The organism is Ureibacillus galli (genome assembly GCF_014836845.1).
GTDB lineage: Bacteria > Bacillota > Bacilli > Bacillales_A > Planococcaceae > Ureibacillus > Ureibacillus galli.
On sequence record NZ_JACSQA010000007.1, the window covers coordinates 41,279 to 60,509 of the forward strand.

At 32.6% G+C, this 19,231-nt stretch carries 22 protein-coding genes; 5 read left to right on the forward strand and 17 right to left on the reverse strand.

Annotated features, from left to right (window positions below):
* Nucleotides 1-103 precede the first annotated feature (103 nt).
* The 6 genes from H9636_RS06905 to H9636_RS06930 all read right to left on the reverse strand — a co-directional run bounded on the left by H9636_RS06905 (nt 104) and on the right by H9636_RS06930 (nt 7,728).
* Entirely contained in the window at nt 104-1,057 is a 954-nt protein-coding gene (locus H9636_RS06905; protein ID WP_191706894.1) for a cation diffusion facilitator family transporter, read from the reverse strand.
* Nucleotides 1,058-1,139: 82 nt separating this feature from the next.
* On the reverse strand, nt 1,140-1,451 hold the full coding sequence (locus tag H9636_RS06910) for an ArsR/SmtB family transcription factor (RefSeq protein ID WP_191706895.1): 312 nt from the start codon (nt 1,449-1,451) through the stop codon (nt 1,140-1,142).
* Between the two features lie 227 nt (nt 1,452-1,678).
* A complete protein-coding gene (locus H9636_RS06915) occupies nt 1,679-2,977 on the reverse strand; it encodes a LysM peptidoglycan-binding domain-containing protein (protein ID WP_191706976.1) in 1,299 nt (432 codons plus the stop codon).
* 129 nt (nt 2,978-3,106) lie between these two features.
* Nucleotides 3,107-4,318, reverse strand: a complete 1,212-nt coding sequence (locus tag H9636_RS06920) for an EAL domain-containing protein (RefSeq protein WP_191706896.1) — start codon at nt 4,316-4,318, stop codon at nt 3,107-3,109.
* 190 nt (nt 4,319-4,508) lie between these two features.
* On the reverse strand, nt 4,509-5,792 hold the full coding sequence (locus tag H9636_RS06925; RefSeq protein ID WP_191706897.1) for a diguanylate cyclase: 1,284 nt from the start codon (nt 5,790-5,792) through the stop codon (nt 4,509-4,511).
* Nucleotides 5,793-6,201: 409 nt separating this feature from the next.
* Nucleotides 6,202-7,728 carry a DHA2 family efflux MFS transporter permease subunit gene (locus H9636_RS06930; RefSeq protein WP_191706898.1) on the reverse strand — a complete coding sequence of 509 codons (1,527 nt, stop codon included), beginning with the start codon at nt 7,726-7,728 and terminating at the stop codon, nt 6,202-6,204.
* 168 nt (nt 7,729-7,896) lie between these two features.
* On the opposite strand from H9636_RS06930, the gene H9636_RS06935 reads away from it, so the two are divergent.
* The gene (locus tag H9636_RS06935; protein ID WP_191706899.1) at nt 7,897-8,796 is read left to right on the forward strand and encodes a TetR/AcrR family transcriptional regulator; all 900 of its coding nucleotides are present in this window, start codon (nt 7,897-7,899) and stop codon (nt 8,794-8,796) included.
* A 135-nt stretch (nt 8,797-8,931) separates the two neighbouring features.
* On the opposite strand, the gene H9636_RS06940 is transcribed toward H9636_RS06935, so the two are convergent.
* Nucleotides 8,932-9,822 carry a 3-hydroxyacyl-CoA dehydrogenase gene (locus tag H9636_RS06940; protein ID WP_191706900.1) on the reverse strand — a complete coding sequence of 297 codons (891 nt, stop codon included), beginning with the start codon at nt 9,820-9,822 and terminating at the stop codon, nt 8,932-8,934.
* 124 nt (nt 9,823-9,946) lie between these two features.
* On the opposite strand from H9636_RS06940, the gene H9636_RS06945 reads away from it, so the two are divergent.
* The gene (locus H9636_RS06945; protein WP_191706901.1) at nt 9,947-11,038 is read left to right on the forward strand and encodes a LuxR C-terminal-related transcriptional regulator; all 1,092 of its coding nucleotides are present in this window, start codon (nt 9,947-9,949) and stop codon (nt 11,036-11,038) included.
* 60 nt (nt 11,039-11,098) lie between these two features.
* Nucleotides 11,099-11,527, forward strand: a complete 429-nt coding sequence (locus H9636_RS06950) for a hypothetical protein (RefSeq protein WP_191706902.1) — start codon at nt 11,099-11,101, stop codon at nt 11,525-11,527.
* Nucleotides 11,528-11,601: 74 nt separating this feature from the next.
* On the opposite strand, the gene H9636_RS06955 is transcribed toward H9636_RS06950, so the two are convergent.
* The 6 genes from H9636_RS06955 to H9636_RS06980 form a co-directional block, all read right to left on the reverse strand.
* Nucleotides 11,602-12,060 (reverse strand): YndM family protein, encoded by a 459-nt coding sequence (locus H9636_RS06955; protein ID WP_191706903.1) that lies wholly within the window; start codon nt 12,058-12,060, stop codon nt 11,602-11,604.
* Between the two features lie 344 nt (nt 12,061-12,404).
* Nucleotides 12,405-12,707: a hypothetical protein gene (locus tag H9636_RS06960; protein ID WP_191706904.1), complete on the reverse strand. Its 303-nt coding sequence runs from the start codon at nt 12,705-12,707 to the stop codon at nt 12,405-12,407.
* Nucleotides 12,708-12,724: 17 nt separating this feature from the next.
* Complete coding sequence (locus tag H9636_RS06965) at nt 12,725-12,874, reverse strand: hypothetical protein (RefSeq protein ID WP_191706905.1); 150 nt, start codon at nt 12,872-12,874, stop codon at nt 12,725-12,727.
* 869 nt (nt 12,875-13,743) lie between these two features.
* Complete coding sequence (locus tag H9636_RS06970; protein ID WP_191706906.1) at nt 13,744-14,088, reverse strand: hypothetical protein; 345 nt, start codon at nt 14,086-14,088, stop codon at nt 13,744-13,746.
* On the reverse strand, nt 14,085-14,327 hold the full coding sequence (locus H9636_RS06975; RefSeq protein WP_191706907.1) for a transcriptional regulator: 243 nt from the start codon (nt 14,325-14,327) through the stop codon (nt 14,085-14,087). Before H9636_RS06975 ends, H9636_RS06970 begins: the two co-directional genes overlap by 4 nt.
* A 105-nt stretch (nt 14,328-14,432) precedes the next feature.
* On the reverse strand, nt 14,433-16,199 hold the full coding sequence (locus H9636_RS06980; protein WP_191706908.1) for a DUF4365 domain-containing protein: 1,767 nt from the start codon (nt 16,197-16,199) through the stop codon (nt 14,433-14,435).
* A gap of 227 nt (nt 16,200-16,426) precedes the next feature.
* Here H9636_RS06980 and H9636_RS19235 point away from each other — a divergent pair, with 227 nt between their 5' ends.
* Together H9636_RS19235 and H9636_RS06985 are read left to right on the forward strand one after the other, a co-directional pair.
* On the forward strand, nt 16,427-16,549 hold the full coding sequence (locus H9636_RS19235; RefSeq protein WP_263604143.1) for a hypothetical protein: 123 nt from the start codon (nt 16,427-16,429) through the stop codon (nt 16,547-16,549).
* Between the two features lie 216 nt (nt 16,550-16,765).
* Nucleotides 16,766-16,957, forward strand: a complete 192-nt coding sequence (locus H9636_RS06985; protein WP_191706909.1) for a hypothetical protein — start codon at nt 16,766-16,768, stop codon at nt 16,955-16,957.
* Nucleotides 16,958-17,015: 58 nt separating this feature from the next.
* On the opposite strand, the gene H9636_RS06990 is transcribed toward H9636_RS06985, so the two are convergent.
* The 4 genes from H9636_RS06990 to H9636_RS07005 all read right to left on the reverse strand — a co-directional run bounded on the left by H9636_RS06990 (nt 17,016) and on the right by H9636_RS07005 (nt 19,220).
* Entirely contained in the window at nt 17,016-17,579 is a 564-nt protein-coding gene (locus H9636_RS06990; RefSeq protein WP_122973547.1) for a cupin domain-containing protein, read from the reverse strand.
* Between the two features lie 204 nt (nt 17,580-17,783).
* Complete coding sequence (locus H9636_RS06995; protein ID WP_191706910.1) at nt 17,784-18,713, reverse strand: peptidoglycan recognition protein family protein; 930 nt, start codon at nt 18,711-18,713, stop codon at nt 17,784-17,786.
* Complete coding sequence (locus H9636_RS07000; protein WP_191706911.1) at nt 18,713-18,988, reverse strand: phage holin; 276 nt, start codon at nt 18,986-18,988, stop codon at nt 18,713-18,715. Before H9636_RS07000 ends, H9636_RS06995 begins: the two co-directional genes overlap by 1 nt.
* Entirely contained in the window at nt 18,978-19,220 is a 243-nt protein-coding gene (locus H9636_RS07005; RefSeq protein ID WP_191706912.1) for a hypothetical protein, read from the reverse strand. Before H9636_RS07005 ends, H9636_RS07000 begins: the two co-directional genes overlap by 11 nt.
* Between the last annotated feature and the right edge of the window lie 11 nt (nt 19,221-19,231).

The following is a 19,231-nucleotide window of genomic DNA, read 5'->3' on the forward strand; positions in this document are numbered from 1 at the left end:
CGTTTTCTGTACACTCATTTTATCCATCCTTTATAAAAGCTATAAGTTTATGGTGGAAAGAGAAAAAGTAGGAGTCCTCTTTGCAAAGAGTTCTCCTACTTTATTAATGATGATGATGGATTGTTTCTTGGTCATTTTGGCAACAGAGAATCGAATTGTCATGGGCATGTTGTTCATCTTCTATTTGTACGGTAATGTGGCCAATTCCTAAATGGGCCAGATCATGTTCAATAGTTCTTAATAAACTTTGACTTTCTTGGAGTGTCATTGTCCCATCAACTACCGCATGACATGAGAGTGCATTTTGACCGCTTGTAATACACCAGACGTGTAAATCATGAATGTCTACTATACCTGGTTTACTTTTAAACACCTGAATAATATGATCCATTTCAATGTTACTCGGAGCTCCTTCCATTAGTACATGGATAGCATCTTTTGTCACCCTGAAACCACTTATTAGGACAATAATGGCTACGATGACACTAGCAAGAGGGTCTGCCCATCCCCAATCGAATAACATGATCACTAATGCAGCGATAATAGCTCCTACAGAACCTAACATATCACCAATGACGTGTAAAAAAGCAGCACGTATATTTAAATTTTCCTTTGTATCACCACCGCGCAGTAATATCCAAGCAACTAAAATATTGACTAGCAACCCTATAATCGCAATAATAAGCATCCCTGAAGATGCAACAGCGGGTGGATTAGAGAAACGTTGAAATGCTTCATAAATAATTAATAGTGAAATAAAGATTAAAGCTACACCGTTTAATACGGCAGCTAATATTTCCATTCGTTTATAACCATATGTTTTACTATAACTAGCTACTTTTTCGCCAAACTTAAAAGCAAGCGCCCCTATACCTAAAGAAACAGCATCGCTTAACATATGTCCTGCATCTGAAAGCAAAGCTAAACTATTTGTTAGTATTCCTCCAATGACTTCTATAAGCATAAACGCTGTTATTATGACAAACCCAATTGTTAACGTTTTTTTATTTGCACCATGGGTATGGCTATGGTGCGCATGGTCATGTCCGTGTCCCAATGGAATGCCTCCTTTAAAATTATTGAATATGTTCAATGAAAGATTGTATTACCTTACTCAAAAACAAAAATCGGTCTTAACATTAACTATGAATAGAATGCTCAATTGTTTGCTTTAACATATCCATTACATGCTCATCGTCATAAGAATAAAATAAAGTTGTACCTTCTCTTCGATATTTTACTAATCGTAAATTTTTTAAGAAACGTAATTGATGGGATACCGTTGACTGTCTTAAATTTAAAGCGTCAGCAATTTCATTAACCGAATGTTCCCTTGAAAATAAAAGATTTAAAATTCGAATACGAGTAGGATCACTTAGTGCTTTGAATGTTTGTGAAACAAGAAATAATGTTTCTTCATCTAATTCTTGATGATTAATGAATTCCCCCATTGTTTTCCATCCCCCTCACTATATATGATTATATATTCATATATTCATTTTATTCGAAATGCTACCCGAATGTCCATTACTTTTCCATAAAAAAAGGAATTTCTCATAAGCAGTGCCTTATGATAATTCCTCATTAGTCATTCGTTTATTTTCAACATAAATAATAAGCAGTCTTTTTACTTTAAGACTGCTCAAATGATCATATTTCATTTATCTATTTAACTAATTTATTCCGTCTGTCTTTTTACAACATTGAAGTTTTCTTCAATAAGTAACCAATTTTGCGGGAAAGCAAAACCTAGTTTCCAATAACTTATTCCTCTTAAGTTTAACCGTTTCATTAAATTAAACTTTGCCTGAATCGACCTAGCATCTTCAAACCATACTTTATGGGCACTTCCTTCATCATCCACATAATTAAAATGTGGTGCCTGGGCTGTATAATCAAATTGAATAACAACATTATGATCTCTTGCTAACTCCACCGCTCTTTGTGGACTAACTGCCCGGGCGTACTCCCCACCTTCAACAAAAGGAAGTGTCCAGTCATATCCATATAAATTTTGACCCATCATAATTTTGTTTGCCGGCATTTCCGTTAATGCATAGTTTATGACTCGTTCCACTTCATTAATCGGTGATACTGCCATTGGTGGACCGCCTGAATAACCCCATTCATATGTCATGAGTACAACAAAATCAACAATTTCCCCATGGGCCCTATAATCATGGGCTTCATACCATTGTCCTGTCTGTTCGGCACTCGTTTTCGGTGCCAAAGCCGTCGAGATTAAAAAGCCTTCCCCACGTAAATAATCTGCTGCTCTTCTTAAAAAGTTGTTATACGCTTCCCGTTGATCGGCTGGTAAAAATTCAAAATCAAAATGAATATCTGTAACACGGCCAATTCTTCTTGCTTCTTCGACGATGTTTTCTAATAATACTTCTTGAACTGCCGTACTTTGTAAAATGGCCCTTCCTAACTCACCACTAAATTGACCATTTTCTAAATTCGATACAACCATCATTAACGAAGCATTACCTGCTTCTGCAATTTCAGGAAGTCCTTCTGTAGGAATAGGATCAAGACTACCATCTCTTCTAGCTTCAAAGCTAAAAGGAGCTAAGTATGTTAACTGCCGTACAACATTTCTTGCTTCCGTTAACAATTCCTCGCTAATCGTTTCACCAGTTGGTTCAATATAAATATTCACTTCTGCATTTCGCCTTTGCATTGGCGGAACATATAACCGCATTCCAACATATAAAGGTGTATTAACATTAATTCCATTGACTTGCGCAAGGGTTTCCACACTTAAACCGAACCGTTGAGAAATAGCGTACAATGTATCGCCTTGTTGCACCCAATAAAAGCTACCATAGATTGGAATAACTAACGCTTGACCGACGACTAAACGTTCTGGGTCTTCAATTTGGTTTGCTTCGATAATATTTTGTGTCGTAGAGTTATAAGCTTGTGCGATTCCCCATAACGATTGACCCGGCTGGACAACATGTATTTGAATCTTGTTTCCTCCCTTTATCGTTCATGGTAATTACACCTAATATTTTATGTATCTATTAGTCTTATCATAACAATTCTATTAAATAAAAAAATTCCTACTCATATGCCGAAGCATACGAGTAGGAATTCATTAATTTACAATGTTATGCTCGTAAAGATAATCATATGTCAAATCGACAAATAAATATTCATGTTCATTTAATGCCATCGAATAAGTGCGCGTAAGCTCACCCGTTGCGATATCACTGTAGATGTCCGAAAGTTCACCTTTCACATCATTGCGTAGCTTAATAATGTTAAATAAAAAATACGGACGCCAGCTCCAGTTTTTACCGATTGCCTGTTCCTCTACGTTCCAATTGCCATTTTTGCGAACGATATTAGGCGATATTTGGAATCCCTCTTCATTGCAAATATAAAACCGGAACGCATAGTTTTCTAATTGCTTTGCTAATTGTAAAAGTTTATCAACATCTTTACCATCTGGTTTTGTATACTCAACAATGTTCGCAATTGTTTTTTGTAACTTCTTCATTTCCTCATATTTTACTTCTAACAGTCTTTTTTCTGTAGAAATAAATTGTTTACATTCATTGCGAAATCTTTCCTTCAATGTATCCTTTGGAAGGAATTGATTTGAAGGTTGTTGTAAATAAACTCCTTTAAAATAACGTGCGCCGTTTTTCCAAGCATGATGCAATTGATAATCCGTTTGGATATTATCAAACATAAGTGTTGCACCAATTTTAACAGCTAATGATTGAATTGTCGTAAAGACATGGTTTTGTGCACCCCATGCATTGTAGTTTAATTGACTTACGTTTATTTTTAATACGGCAGGCTCTAACATGAGAATTTGATCCAAATTACTATCTGAGCCGATGCTATCTAATGCGACTTTCACTCCGTAAGTTTTTATATATCGAATTGGATGTTGCAGTTGCTCAAATTCACCGTTAAATTTATGTTCCGGGATAACCAAATAAATATAAGGTAATAAACTTTCTTCCATTTGATCTTTTAACAATTGAAAATAGCCTTCTCCGAAATCTTCCATGAATAAATTTGGGTTACATGGGAGATAAAGTCCAACCTGTTTTGTTGTTACTTCTTCTTTAGCTAATACCATCGCTTTCTTAATTAAAAAATGCTCTACTTCATTGCGAATATCTATTGGTATTGATTCATCATATGTAAAGTCAACAACGTTCAACATTTCTTCCCCATCGGTAAATTGCCCAATTACTTCATACGCTACGATTACATGTTCATCAGCGCTGTAGATTGGTTCAAATAAAACGTTGATTTCGTCTAATCTTTCTAGAAAATCAAGAACATCCATCCGCAAAACCCCCACACATAATTAATAACACACCACTTACATCCATTATACACAAAAACAGATGTTAAAAAAGCTGACACGCAGAAAACGAAAATAAAAAAAGAACACACTTATTCTAGTGTATTCTTTAAAAGGTGGTTTCAAAACAAGTATTAATAGTGAATAACAATGGGAATGTCTTCTTTATAGATTATGAAGTGATGAACGCTTTTGCTACACAATTCCGTTTAGATTCCTTCGCTTCATAAAGGGCTGAATCTGTTCTTTCGTACCAACTTTCGAATGATTCCGACTGTTTCTTTTGAGCAACACCTAAACTTGCTGTTAGCCGACCTGCAACTGGATAGTCATACTGTTCTATTTTCCGACGAATCCTTTCTGCAATATTATATGCTCCATCTACTGTTGTATTTGGCAGTATGATGACAAACTCTTCCCCACCCAATCGGACAATCATATCCGAATAGCGAATCATTTGTTTTAGAAGGTTACCAGTTGATTTTAATACTTCATCTCCTACCGGATGTCCATAAGTATCATTTACTTTCTTAAAGTAATCTAAATCTACAATAATCATGGAAATCGGGCGATGTTCTAGATCCGCTTGATCCATTTTCATTTTAATTTTGTCGTTCAAAAAATGGCGATTGTACACTCCAGTTAAGTCATCTGTAATCGCAAGAGTTTTTAGTATTTTATTTTTTTCCTTTAATTCCTCTGTTAAACGAGCTAAGTTCCTATTTTTTTCGCAAAGCTCTTGTTCTAAATTACGATGTACTGTAATATCTCTAGCCGAGCTATAAATATACTTCCCATTCATTTGGGAACGCCACTCTAGATAGCGATATGTACCATCCTTATGAAGAATGCGATTTACAAAACTCGAAATCACTTTTTGGTCTTTCAATTGCTCAATTATGTGATTCGTTTTAGGAATGTCTTCCTCGTGAACGAATAATTTAAAGCTTTTCCCCTCAATCTCTTCCGCTTTATACCCTAAAATTCTTTCATAGGCTTGGTTTACTCTAATATAGTAACCATCTGTATCCATAACAGAAAGAAGATCAATATTCACCTTTAAAAAACCTTCAATCTCATTATCTTGCATATACTCTTTTGTGACATCAAAATAAATACAACCATATGTATCATTTTTTAATGGGAAGGAAATGATTCTAAGCCATTTAGGAACATTGGGTTTCTTAATATCTATTTGGGAGGGCTTCTGATTGCGAATAATATCATTGATGAATCGTTCCCATTTCTCTTGATCATCCCAACTATTAGGAAAAACCTCATAAAACCTTTTGTGTAGTAAATTTTCACCTTTTAGTTCCATTAACTCTTCATAGGCTTTGTTAAAGGCTATAAATTCATAATCGATGGGGCTACCTTCTCCATTAAATATTACTTTATGACAGGAATAGGCTGTAGAAGAATTGATAAAAAACTGTTCATAAAGATCTACTTGCAAACGAAACACCTCCCAAATGGGTTTTAGTATATCAAAATATTTTTCACCTAAGGAAGTTATTAAAAATATTATCATTTCCATCATAATTTTTTAATTAGTATATCCATCCTATAAAAGCTGATTTATGAGTACAAATTTAACACCAGCCTCTTTTTTATACAAGTTATAAGATTTATTTACCAAAATAATACTCACGATTAACCAGCGAATATTGTAAAAGAACTGCATTGATAATATTTTGAGTTTCCTTTCAAACTTTATGTAAGCTATATATTTATACTAATAATAGTTAAAATCTTATAATAATAATAAAGTATGCTATAAAAAGTCAAAGTAAGAATAGAAAAAGTCGTCTCTAGTGTGAGACGACTTTTATATTTAATACTATAAACATTAAATCTTATTTATTTTAAGCATTTGCTTTCGATACATCTGCATCTTTAAGTGCTTTATCATTAGCAGCGACCGCTTCAGGACTCTTTGCACGTCTTAAGAAGAATGATAATACTAAAGCAACAACCGTAATAATGGCTGCAATTACGAAAGAATACTGGATTCCATCTAATAAAGCTTGTTGTGTAATTTGTGCTTTTAATGTAGCCATTTGCTCTTCTGACATAGGAGCAGTTGCATTTGCTTGTGCTTGAGCTGCTAAATCCTCACCAGTAGCTGTTGTTCTCGCATTCATAATTGCTACTAAAATAGCAGTTCCTATCGAACCAGCAACCTGTTGAATCGTATTGTTCGCTGCTGTACCATGTGGATTTAAACGCAATGGTAAAGAGTTTAAACCGTTTGTCATAATTGGCATCATAACTAATGAAATACCAACCATACGAATAGTATAAACAAATATAATATAGAAGTATGTTGAATCCACTTGTAATTCAGATAAATAATACGTTGAGATTGCTGTAATCGTCAAACCAATCATCGCTAAAATTCTTGGACCAAACTTGTCAAATAAACGACCAGTAATTGGTGACATAATTGCCATAACAATCGCACCTGGTAACATCATTAACCCAGATTCAAATGGTTCAATACCACGGATATTTTGAACGTATGCAGGTGTTAAAATCATACCACCCATCATCGCCATTGATAATACTGCACTAATAATCGCAGACAAGGCGAATAAAGGTGATTTAAAAATTTCCATACTTAAAACTGGTTTTTCAAGTTTTAACTGACGAACAACGAATAAAATAACGCCAATAACACCAACTACAATTGTTGTGACAACAATTGGGTCTGTCCAGCCATGGCTTCCTGCAGTACTAAATCCGTATAAAATACCACCAAAACCGATTGTTGAAAGTACAATGGATAAGTAGTCTAATGTAACCTTTTTGTTAGGTAACACATTTTCCAATTTCCAAATACTTAATAATAAACTGATGATGGCGATTGGTAAAATCATTTCAAATAGTACACGCCAATCATAATGTTCTACAATCCAACCAGATAATGTTGGACCGATTGCTGGTGCAGCGACCATAACTAAACCGAAAACACCCATTGCAGACCCACGTTTTTCAACAGGGAAACTAATTAACATAACATTCATTAGAATTGGTGCCATCACAGAAGATCCAACAGCTTGGATCATTCTTCCGGCTAGTAAAACACCAAAATTAGGAGCAATTGCTGCTAACAATGTACCAATGGCAAAAACAGTCATTGCAAAAATAAATAACGGTCTCGTTTTAAAACGAGTAATTAAAAAGGCTGAAGCAGGAATTAATACCCCACTCACTAACATATATCCAGTTGCTAACCACTGTACCGTAGTATATTCCACTTTTAGATCTACCATAATGGTAGGAAGTGCTACGTTTAATAATGTATTATTTAGAAAAGCAACAAAGGCACCTACAAAAAGAATCCCAATCATCAGATAAGGTGGCTTTTTCAATATTTGCTCATTATCCATAATTTATTTTTCATCTCTCTCTCTTTATTCATTTCAATCCCCGAAATACATTTTATACCCATAGTCTATTTTTTTCAACATAAAAATATTTGTTCACTAAAACGTTGAAATTAAAGTGTTTTCAATTTATACTTAGGGTATAAAAATCGACATGAACTAGGTGAAAATATGAACAAAAGAAAACGGCAGATCATTCATGCTGCACGTCAACTTTTTATTGATAAAGGTTTTAATGATACATCTATTATTGACATTATTTCTACTGCAAATGTATCAAAGGGAACATTTTATAATCATTTCGGCTCTAAAAACGAATGTCTAATTGCTATTTTAGAGGAGACTAGAGAAGAAACCGTAAGCTCACGATATGAAATGGCCCTTAATCAAGATCCATCGGATAAGGATATTTTAATTAAGCAAATTGCGATTCTCACTCATGTAAATCGTAAACGAAATTTAGTTCAAATCTTTGAATCATTAGTAGGGAATACGGATATTGAGCTAAAGAAAGCACTTGAAAAACATATGATAGCTGAGTTAAACTGGCTTGCTAGTCGATTAATCGACGTATATGGTGAAGGGGTTCGGGATATTTCCTATGAATGTGCAGTCCAAGCGCTAGGAATGATTCAACAATCATTACGAGTATTGACGATGGCACGCAGCAAACAACCAGCTACACCAGAAGAAGTTGTACAAGTAGTCATGAATCATGTCGATGCAATCATTGAACGGCAACTAAAATCGCAGCATATTTTAATTACGCCTGAAGTGATTCAAGCATTACAACTAAAAATAAAACAAAAAGCCATCCACAAAGAAGCATTACTTGAACAGCTTCAAGGCTTTTTAGATCGATTGACACCTGAGGATCCAGAGAGTGGAATAGAATATACGAAGTATTTATTGAAGGAACTAAATTCAGAAAATGAACATATTCATATTTTGCATGCAATCCTCTCAGCATTTAACAAATCATTCCGAGGTACTTCCCATGAAGCGGAAGCGCATGAAATATCGATCACCATTTGGCGTTATTTGCATATGAAAAAAGAAATGAAAAAGTAACTGTTTAAAGCTGTACCAAATTTTCGGTACAGCTTTTTCTTTTTCAATCTAACCTTGTCAGATAAACTACATCTAAGAAAAGATAAAAACAACCAGCTACTGTATGATACAGGCAGCTGGCTGTTCACTTCTCTATTATTTTAAAAAGTCTGGATTAGCGTAAGCAGGATTTGGATATTTGTAGAATCCTTCTCCACTACTTACACCCATTTTCCCTTGATCGATATATTCTGCTTTTAATTTTTCTGCAATTTCTTTTGCATGTGGAACACCTTTTTCAGCTTTTGCTAAATTAAGATTATAAGGTGTTGCCATCCCAACTACATCTAAAATTGCGAATGGACCAGTAGGAGCCCCAGTAGAAATCATCCAGTTTTTATCGATTGTATGAGGGTCTGCCACATCCTTAACCCATAAATCCATTGCAGCATCTAAAAGTGGTACTAACAATGAATTTAAAATATAACCAGGTTGTTCTTTGTGCAAACGGAATGGAATCATACCAATCGTACGGGCAAATTCTTCAACAATATCCGCATATTTCGCATTTGTACCTGGGTGACCCATCACTTCAGCTGTATTGTTTTTCCAAATCTCATTGGCAAAATGAAGATTTAAAAATTTCTCTGGACGACCTGTAAACTGTGCAAATTGGCTTGGTAACATAGTAGAAGAATTAGATGCGAAAATTGTTTTTTCCGGTGCTACCTCTCCTAAATTTTTATAGAAAGTCGTTTTTATTTCAGGCACTTCTGGAACAGCTTCAATCACTAAATCAGCGTCTTTTACTGCTTCCGCTAAATCTGTGTTGTAAACTAAACGATTTAAAGCAGCTTCCGCTTTTTCCATGTCGTTAAAGAATTCACCGTATACACTTTTTAATTTCATCATACGTTCTTTCGCGTTATTAATTGCTTGGTCATTAATATCATAAACTGTGACAGCATACCCAAAAAATGCACTTTGGAATGCAATTTGACTACCTAATACACCACTTCCGGCAACGGTTACATTTTGAAGATTCATGATTATTTCTCCCCACATAATAGATTTAATAATTTTATTTTAAACCTTTCTTTACATACAGATAACCTTCAAAATGAGGTATTATAATAGAAAATACACCTACATTTATAGGAGGACTTAATAGATGATTAAGGCCATTCAATATGTATTGTTTTGTAAAATTAACCGAGCACATATTATTCAAAACGCACGTTCCTATATACAACAAACCGACGATTTATCTTCTAAGGAAAAAGAAAATCTCTCCTTATTTATTGAGGACTTTCTATCATTTATCTCAAAGCAAGTCGATGTCAAAAATACAAATGACTTGTCCAATCAATTACATTTATTTATTCAAGTTTATATCCACGAAATAACAGGAATGTTTCTAAGCCATTTCCGCTCTATCTTGGAACAAGCGATCATTCGTTTACTTTTTAATCAACGTCATCCAGAAACAGAACAAATTTTTATTTTCCAATCTAAGCTCATTACAAATTTAACGAACCAATACTTTGCCTCTATGGATGAAACAAAAAGTTTAGCTAATCAAAATTCCATTTATCTGGAGAAACTAGATAAACTAAGTGAAATACTCATTTCCTCTTCCGGATCAGAGGAAGTTCCCATTATTATGAACGAAATGAAAGCAATTTTTGATTTTAAACGTTGTAACTTTTATGCCTATAATGCATGGTCCAATGAATTTTACGGAATTTATGGTGATGATTTAGAACTCGTTCAAAGAATTAAAGGGAAATTAACAGCAGATCATCCCGTGTTCAACTTAAAAATGCCTTTATATTTAAAAGACCCATCTCCCTACGTTATTGATGTAGTAATTAAATTTTTCAATTTATCATCCACGATATTTATTCCGGTTATTTATCGTGAGCAATTATATGGATGGCTTACTTTCGATCAAAGGGGTGAACCTTTTGATTATTCGAAACCGTTACTTGATACATTAGAAATAGCTGGAATACGGTTAGGAATGTTTTTAGCTAGGAAACCTTCCAGCCATCGGATAGACAATGAAGTGACAATGACGGAAAAAGAAAAAAGTATTTTATATTTAATCTCCGAAGGATATAGCAATAAAGAGATCGCTTCCCTTCTATTCTTAAGTGAATATACAATTCGAGACTATGTCCAAAACTTATTATCGAAATTAAATGCCCGCAACCGCACTCAAATGGTAGCCAATGCCTATAAGATGGGGTATATATCTTAGACTTGTGTATTGTCATAAGCTGTAATTTTTTATTTACTTTTAAAAAATGGGGTGTAAGAAATGAATGAGGTCCTTATTTATACGAGGGAAGACTTTATAAAGATATTAACTTTATTAAAAAATAAAACAAAATATATCGAGTTAGTAATCCCTTATGGGGATAATGAAAATGATGATTTAGTTCAATTTTTAGAACCTTATTTAACAACAAAAAAGAAAGTAAAGTCATGGACAGGAACAAAAACGAAGGGGAAATCCTCCACCATGTATAAATACGAATATAATGAACAGGATGAGAAGAAAATACTTAAATTTTTACATAATTATAGTAGCTTCTTCTTTCATATTAAAGACTCTGATGGTTTTTATAATGAAGTGAAACTGACAGAGTTTGGCGATAAAGATATCGCCTTTTTTGATCAAAAGGGGAACTGTTTATTTTATACAACTACCCACGAAGGACTTGCTTATACAAGCTTAGTATTATAACCGTGTAGCTAACACTAAATAAAAAGAGGTTTCTCAACATTAGGAGAAACCTCTAATAAAACTTTGATATCCATTTATATTTGATCATTGTTATGCCTTTCTGAATTGACACCTTTATCGAAGTCATCTGAAAACTCTGTTTGGGTAATTAGATTCTTTTTACGATCGATTACTTGACGTTCCGTTTCATTTTCAAATAAATGATCAATTAAATATTTATGGTAGTAAAATTCCCAACCAGCAATAAACAGTGAAGATAATAAAGCTGCTGAAAATGCTGAAATATCTGGGTCGAATAAATATAAACCTAATGCCCAAATCACTAAAAAGGCAAGGAGTAAATCTGCACCTGTAGCAGAAACTCCACCAATTCGAGGTAACAATACTACATCTCCAATAAATGCTATGATCGTTAAAATAACCCCTGTTATAAGAATATCTGCAAAAGAAACTCCAAAGAATAAACCTAATACGATGAATAAAACCCCAATGGTCATAACCAATTTAATAAAAAAGGCTTTTGTATGCTTCAAAAAAATCCTCCTTTCTACATCTTTAGGCATTAGGTTTTCCTGATTTGTTTCAATCATACGTTAACGAAGTATTAGGTTAAGGGAGAACAATTAGACGAAAACATAAAAAGAGGTTTCCCATAAATTTGAAAAATTTATAAGAAACCTCTATATTTTCATTTGCTCAAAATCTTGTTTTGAGCACTAGTTGGGCACCCAAGTTTATTAATTCGTTAGAACTCTTGATATATAAAGGTTCTGAATCGATTTCAATCATTCCGCCCATGTTTGAATAGACTTTGTCTATCTTTCCCAATTTAACATTTTTAATTTTATATTTTTATCAACTCTGTAAATGTTGTTAGTTAATATTTATTTATTAGTTCCTTATAAACTTTTAATTGCCGCTCCATCATTTCAACAGAATTGTGTTGAATGGCATTTGGATTCTTTTGAAGAATTCCTTTAAAGTAGCGTCCATATTCTTTAAAGAAAGCTGTAAGAAAATCTTCAAACTCACCCTGAAGGACAATTTCTGTTGTACCGTCATATTCACTGTAAGCTTTAATATTAAATAATTTACCAGTTTTATTTAGCGTATATTCCATTGCATTTTCAAAGGTTTCTATCCCTTCAGAAAAAGATGTATTTTTTTCTTTTAATTCCAAAAGAATGTCACCCATACCTAAGCATCGTGGAAAGTGGAGTTACAAAGTTCATTTTTTTCTCCATTTTGCTGCACAAAAATATATAGACGACAGGCTAAATAGTCTTTTGTATTAAAAGGTTCTCCAATCATATCATCATATAATTCAACAAAAAATGATATTTTCACTATATAACTCCCTCTTTAAAAGTTGATATATAAAAATACTGAGTTACCCCCCATTCTCTACCACATATACATACGTCACTTGCAGAAGCTGCACTGATATGGATCAATTAGATCATGCCCTAATCAAATCACCAAAAATGGATATCTCCGTGTAACCCATGAAAAAAAAAGGCTTCCCAAAAGTTTTCACTTATGAGAAGCCTCGATTAAAATCCTCTATGTTAGCATTTCACTTTCATCTTACATACAAACCCAATAATATCAAGGGTTTGAGCGGTTTATTACATCATTCCGCCCATGTTTGAATAGACTTCGTCTAAGTTTTCCCTACTTTTTTAAACGGTTTTTTGAATTTATATTTTATCAAACTATAAAAATATATACTTTCTAACTTCATTCAACTTTTTTTATTTGTTAGTTTTCTAGTTAGTTTTAAAAAACTAACAGAATCATAGTTACTAACAATGTCAGCTTATATATAGAAAGTGGACTATTATATATGAAGAAACTCATTTTATTGTAATGTTACTTATATTTGCTTTGGTTGCGTGTGGAAGAAGGTTTAGATGGTGCAACAAACTATATTTTGTTTTTGAAGGTTCAGCTGCTGATACATTAACAATTGGAGAAGACGTTACTGTTCCAATCCATTTAACCAAAAAAGTCACTCTTTGAGTGGCTTTTTTATTTACATAAAAGTATGAACAATAATTAAATAGGTAACACTTGATTTACATCTCAAACACTTTCAAAAAATGAGATATCGGCCTAACAATTCTTCTAATTGTAAAGAGATAATTAAAAAAAGTAGTTAATATGACGGTCGAAACATTTTTTAGTCATTCGTTTGAATGACTTTTTTTATTTTTTTATTGCACATTCAATAATCGCTTTATCTCATCATCAACCTTATTTTTAAGTGCAATATTAAAGTATCTTCGATTATGTTCAGTGCCCTTAACTAAAATCAAATATTCAGTAATATCTTTATCGATTCGAATTTCTGCTTGAACTTTGATACCACTCTTCACCAATTGGTTTTTCACTTCTCTTAATTCATTTTGAACTACAATAATTTGTTGTTCCATCCATAACGCTAATGGACGACTTAGCTTTATATCAGTTAAATGATTTAGATCACGTTCTATAGTCCGTTTTGTCAAATCGAGGATAATGTGTTTATGAATTAGTTCAGCAGTATTAAAATCAATCAAATTACCTCACGCTCTTTTCGAATTACTGGCAACAAAGCAAGAACATTATCAATACAAAACAATCGATTAGCATGTTTTAAAAAGCAATAAGCATTAAATTTATCCTCAGATACTTTTATTACTTTAATACGTCTTTTAGTAATTTCTCCATTTTTAGCGATGTACATCATGTCTACTAACTGATTACGTTGCATTACTTTTAATAACAGTTCTTTCACCGATACCACTCCCTGTTGCATAACGTTAGTTCCTGTTTTTATCAATTATAGAACATACGTTCCTTTTTTAGCAATATGAAAATCCAGGTAGAACATACCTGGATTAATAATAAAATAATAACAGTTTTAAATTTTTAAAAACAAATTATATATAGGCCATTTTAAAACTTCAGATTTTTCATTTACTTCCATTCTATTTAATAATCTTTCTGCAGGTTTTTTTAGTCCTAAAATAACATTCGCAACAAAATTCATCTGTAGATTGTCACCATTTTCTAATAAATCATATAAAAAATCTTCTTCACATGGTTCTAACTGTTGGGAATATCTCTTTTTAACTTGAAGCAAATTTAACTTAGCAATACTATTATCAGAATTATTTTCAATGAGACCATTTAAGAGATTTTCAGCTAATTCTAGATATTTAATATCTTCTTTTTCATCGTATATAGAAATTAAGTCTAGTGCAATTTGATTATTAACATCTAAAGATCTATCATGTCGTTCTGGATCAAATGATTTTCTGTAAATTTCATAATTGAAATTATCTAGAGTTAATAAATCCTGTATAGTATATGGATTAAATATACTGACATTGTAAAAATCATCTGTATTAGGATTAAACTCTCCAGAATTTTTAGGAATAAAAGCTGCTAATTTATCGAAAATATCTTCATCAAATATATTATAGAAAACATTATCTTTATTATCTTTAAATAGCAATAAAGTAATGTATTCTGACAATTTTAGCCGCACCACTACTTCCTGTTCAATGTCAGTCTCAGAATTGATTGTCTCATACTTTTTTTCTTTAAAGACATCAAAAATTGCGTTAAATAGAATATCTAAATTTTCATTTTCATTAAATTTATAATCACCTGAAAGTCCAACTCTTTCACAAATACTTAATAGTTCTTCATACCGTTGTATTTCTTCAACAATATCTTGAAATTTGTCTCTTTTATTTATTGAAGCGTTTATCTTATATATTGTTAATGGTAATTTTTCATTATCTAACATATATTTCAGAACTTTTAAAGAAGTTAGAAATGAATTTATGCTTATTAATTTACCTAGCTTTAATTTCCCCGTTTTCTTATCTTTAGAAAATTCGAATTTAAGTGTATCTTCTATGGAAAGTGTTGTTTCATTTCGCGAATCAGTAATATTATATTTAATATTTAATTTCTCTCCATCAATTATTACTTGTTCTTCCCCTTTTAAGTTTATAGCAGCAGGAACCATTGCTTCTAAAGGAAATTCGATGTCATCTTCAATTCCATATATGTAACCTACATTATCAAAAAGGTTAAAATCTTTTGATTCATTTTGTAAAATACTATACTCAATTTTATACTTTTTGAATTCTCTATTTTTACTTTGTTCAATAAAATGATTAGGTTGTTTCTTAACATTCTTCATTTGCAATCTACATATATTTTCCAAGTAACCATCTTGAAGGAATTTAAAATCAATCGTTATTGAATCTGTATTTTTCCTTTCAATAATGCCTAATAATCGTTCAATATCAAGTGGAGTAAGAGCGTTATAAAATGTCTGCATCCTTTTACTTTTTTTATTTATTGAAACTACTAAGTATAGAACCCCTTCTCCCATCTTTTTATAAACTTCTAAATCAGATTTTTCTATAGAATGAGAAATTTTTCCGTTAGCTTTAATCTTTTTAAATCTAGTTGTCCCCTTTATTTGTACCCTTACACTACCCACTATATTTTCTTTCTTTAACTCATTTGAATTATATACAATTATTTCTCCATCAAAACTTGGACTTTTATCATTAAACTTTACTTCACTAACTAAATGATAAGGTTCTTGCAAAATGATTCTATTAACTTCTAAACAAGCTAAATGTTCAATAATTAACGTATCCATTAAAATCACCTTCTACATAAAAGTTAACTACCTTTATTTTCTTATATTAATAGTACATTAATTATAAAAATTCGCCATTGAAATAACTAAAATATATAAACAATCAAGTTCTTTCACCTACTATTTTTTAGTGAAAAAACTTTGGTTTTTCGCTATTTACATATGGAAATTATTGACATTTTATAAACCATGGTATATAATTAAAGTATAGAAAGGAGGTGATAATAATGAGTCGAATGGAAAGAAGAAGACAAGAAAAAGAGCTTCAAAAAGAAAAAGCAATGATAACGATAGCGGTCACTAACGTTATCACTGCAATTGTAAATTTCCTAAAAGCTTTACTGGGCTAAGGAAATCGGGTAGAGGGGAAACCCTCTCCCAACTCATATTATACAAAATTTGAAAGGATGATGCACATGAAATACAAAATCTTAGTATTCATTTCAATCATCGCTTTGATTCTATCCGTTATCACTTTGTTTTTATAATTTAAAATAAATCCATTCGGCTCGCTACGATTATTATAAAGACCACGATCTAAAATTTAAAATGGGGAGGGATAAATAATGACTGAAAATAAGACATCTGAAGCGCAAAAAAGAGCAACTCAAGCTTATAGGGAAAGAAACAGGGAAAAAGCTCGAAAACAAAGTGCGAAGAGTTCAGCTAGAACATTTATTAACAAATACGGTGATATAGAGGAATTGATAGAGTTGAAATTATTAATTGAAAAAAGAATTGAAGAACTATCCGAATAAACGAAAAAACCGCCCTCCACAAATTAAGGAAGGCGGTTTTAATTTTGATTTACCATTTTTAATGTTCAGTTTCAATTGCTTCTGCTTTTGTGGTATGCACAGTACCGAATGGATGATTAGGTGGAGCATATATTGTATAAAGTTTTAGTGGGGTATTACCTATATTTGTTAAGTTATGCCAGGTTCTTGCAGGTACCATTATAGCTGAATCTTCGTATACATTTCTTTTAAATGATAAATTATCTTTACTCTTGCCCATTTGGACAATTCCTTGCCCCTGTTCAATACGTAAAAATTGGTCAACATCGGGATGGATTTCTAGACCAATATCTTCTCCTGGATTCAAGCTCATTAATGCAACCTGTAAATGGTCCCCCGTCCATAAAACAGTACGATAATTATTATTTTGCTCTGATGCTTCATTAATATTAATAACAAAAGGATTTGCACCATAGTCTTTTAAAGCTATTCTATTACTAAAAAGGTGATTATAATTTAAACGATTTCTTCCCATTATGTCATTGTTATAGGGATAGTAATGCATTTCTCCACCAAAATTATCTATTCTAGGATTACCGTAGTACATGTTATGGTATGGATAACCATACGGATAATAATACATCTATTCAACCCTTTCCTAAATACTTCATAATATCATATGCTTTTATCTGAGAAATGTCCTTAATAGACTATTAGGTGATAGGAAACAAAAAATGACCAGCCTCACAACTAATCGATATGCTCCCCATTATGTAGACAGATTAAAAAATATATCTATTTATCTATTGGAGAGCCTATCAATTACGTGAATACCTGTTCTTTATCCTTAAAATTTACCGTTGTTCAAAGCTTTCTGCATGGCTTTTACTACATTGGAAGGATAACTTACCTTTCCATCTTGAATAGTTCCTAAACGTTTCTGTAAAGCTTTAATCATCTGGGAAGGACAACTAATTACACCGTCTACTGTTGTTCTCAAATCCTTTTGCATAGCACGAATTAATTTACTGCCACCAGTACCGTAACGAACCGAAGGGATGTTCTTTGTAGTAGCATTTTTCGGTTGACCACTGATTACACCATCTACAGTTGTACCATAGTGACGTTGTAATGCTCTTGTTGTTGCTGGTCCCCAATAACCATCTTCAGCTAGTTTCTCCTTTTTAGTTGTGGAAGGCTTAGAAGGTTGGATAGGTTTTGATACTTTTTCATCGTTGACCAATTCATTGTCAGATACAATTGTTCCACTTCCAATAGTTTCAACTTCATCAGTTAAATACTTATAAAACTCAAACCATTCAGTCCACTTTTTATCCTTGTTCAGATATTGAGGACAGTTTTTACCTGAAGCATCAAAATGACGAACAATATTTTCGTTTGGATTATTGTATTTACTTTGAAGTAACTTCACTAACCATTTTGTATTTGCCTTTGTTTCAGGGTGAATAGTTCCGTCTTTTTCTACAATCATTTCGAGACCGATTGAATTATGATTATTAATACCGTCATCTAAATCATTCTTATCGTCACCAACATGCCAAGCACAATCATTGTCATCTACCACTTGCCAAATGCTTGTGCGATCAATGAAGTAATGGGCACTTGCACCACGGTATGCATTACTAAAGTATTTAGCATTAGCTTCCGCCGTTTGACCCTTTACACCAACATCGTGGATAACTATATACTTCTTCTTATTTCCACCTTTCCAACAATTGAAAGGAGTTAATCTTTTTTGTATTGTATTAACAACCATTATTTTTCACCGTCCTCTAAATCGTCTCTTGGTTTGTTGTAACCAAGAGCTTGTTCACTATCTCCTAATCCACTTGTAGTTGGGTCTTGCACAATACCGATTAGCACTAAAATCGATAAAACGGTATTAAAAATAGCGGTAGCCTGTTCGCTAACCGCTTCTGATAATCCGTATCCAAATAAGTCTACTACTTGTTGAACTAGTAATAATACCAATGCAAATGCCGAAACTAAAAATGATTTACTTTGTAATCTTACTTTCCAGTTAATTTTCATATTTATGTTCCTCCTTTGTTCTTACACCTGTTACTGTTTCAAGTACCACTATACGAATCTCATGATCGTTAATTTTCATTTTGGATTCTTTTGTTGTAGAATTTAATTCTTTGATATTTTCATTGAGTAAAAGAATGTTTTTGTTTAAGTTGTACGTAATACGCCAAATAAATAGGAGCCCTCCACAGAGAGCTCCTACAATCGGCAACCAATCATTAATCGTTTGAATCATTTAGGCACCGT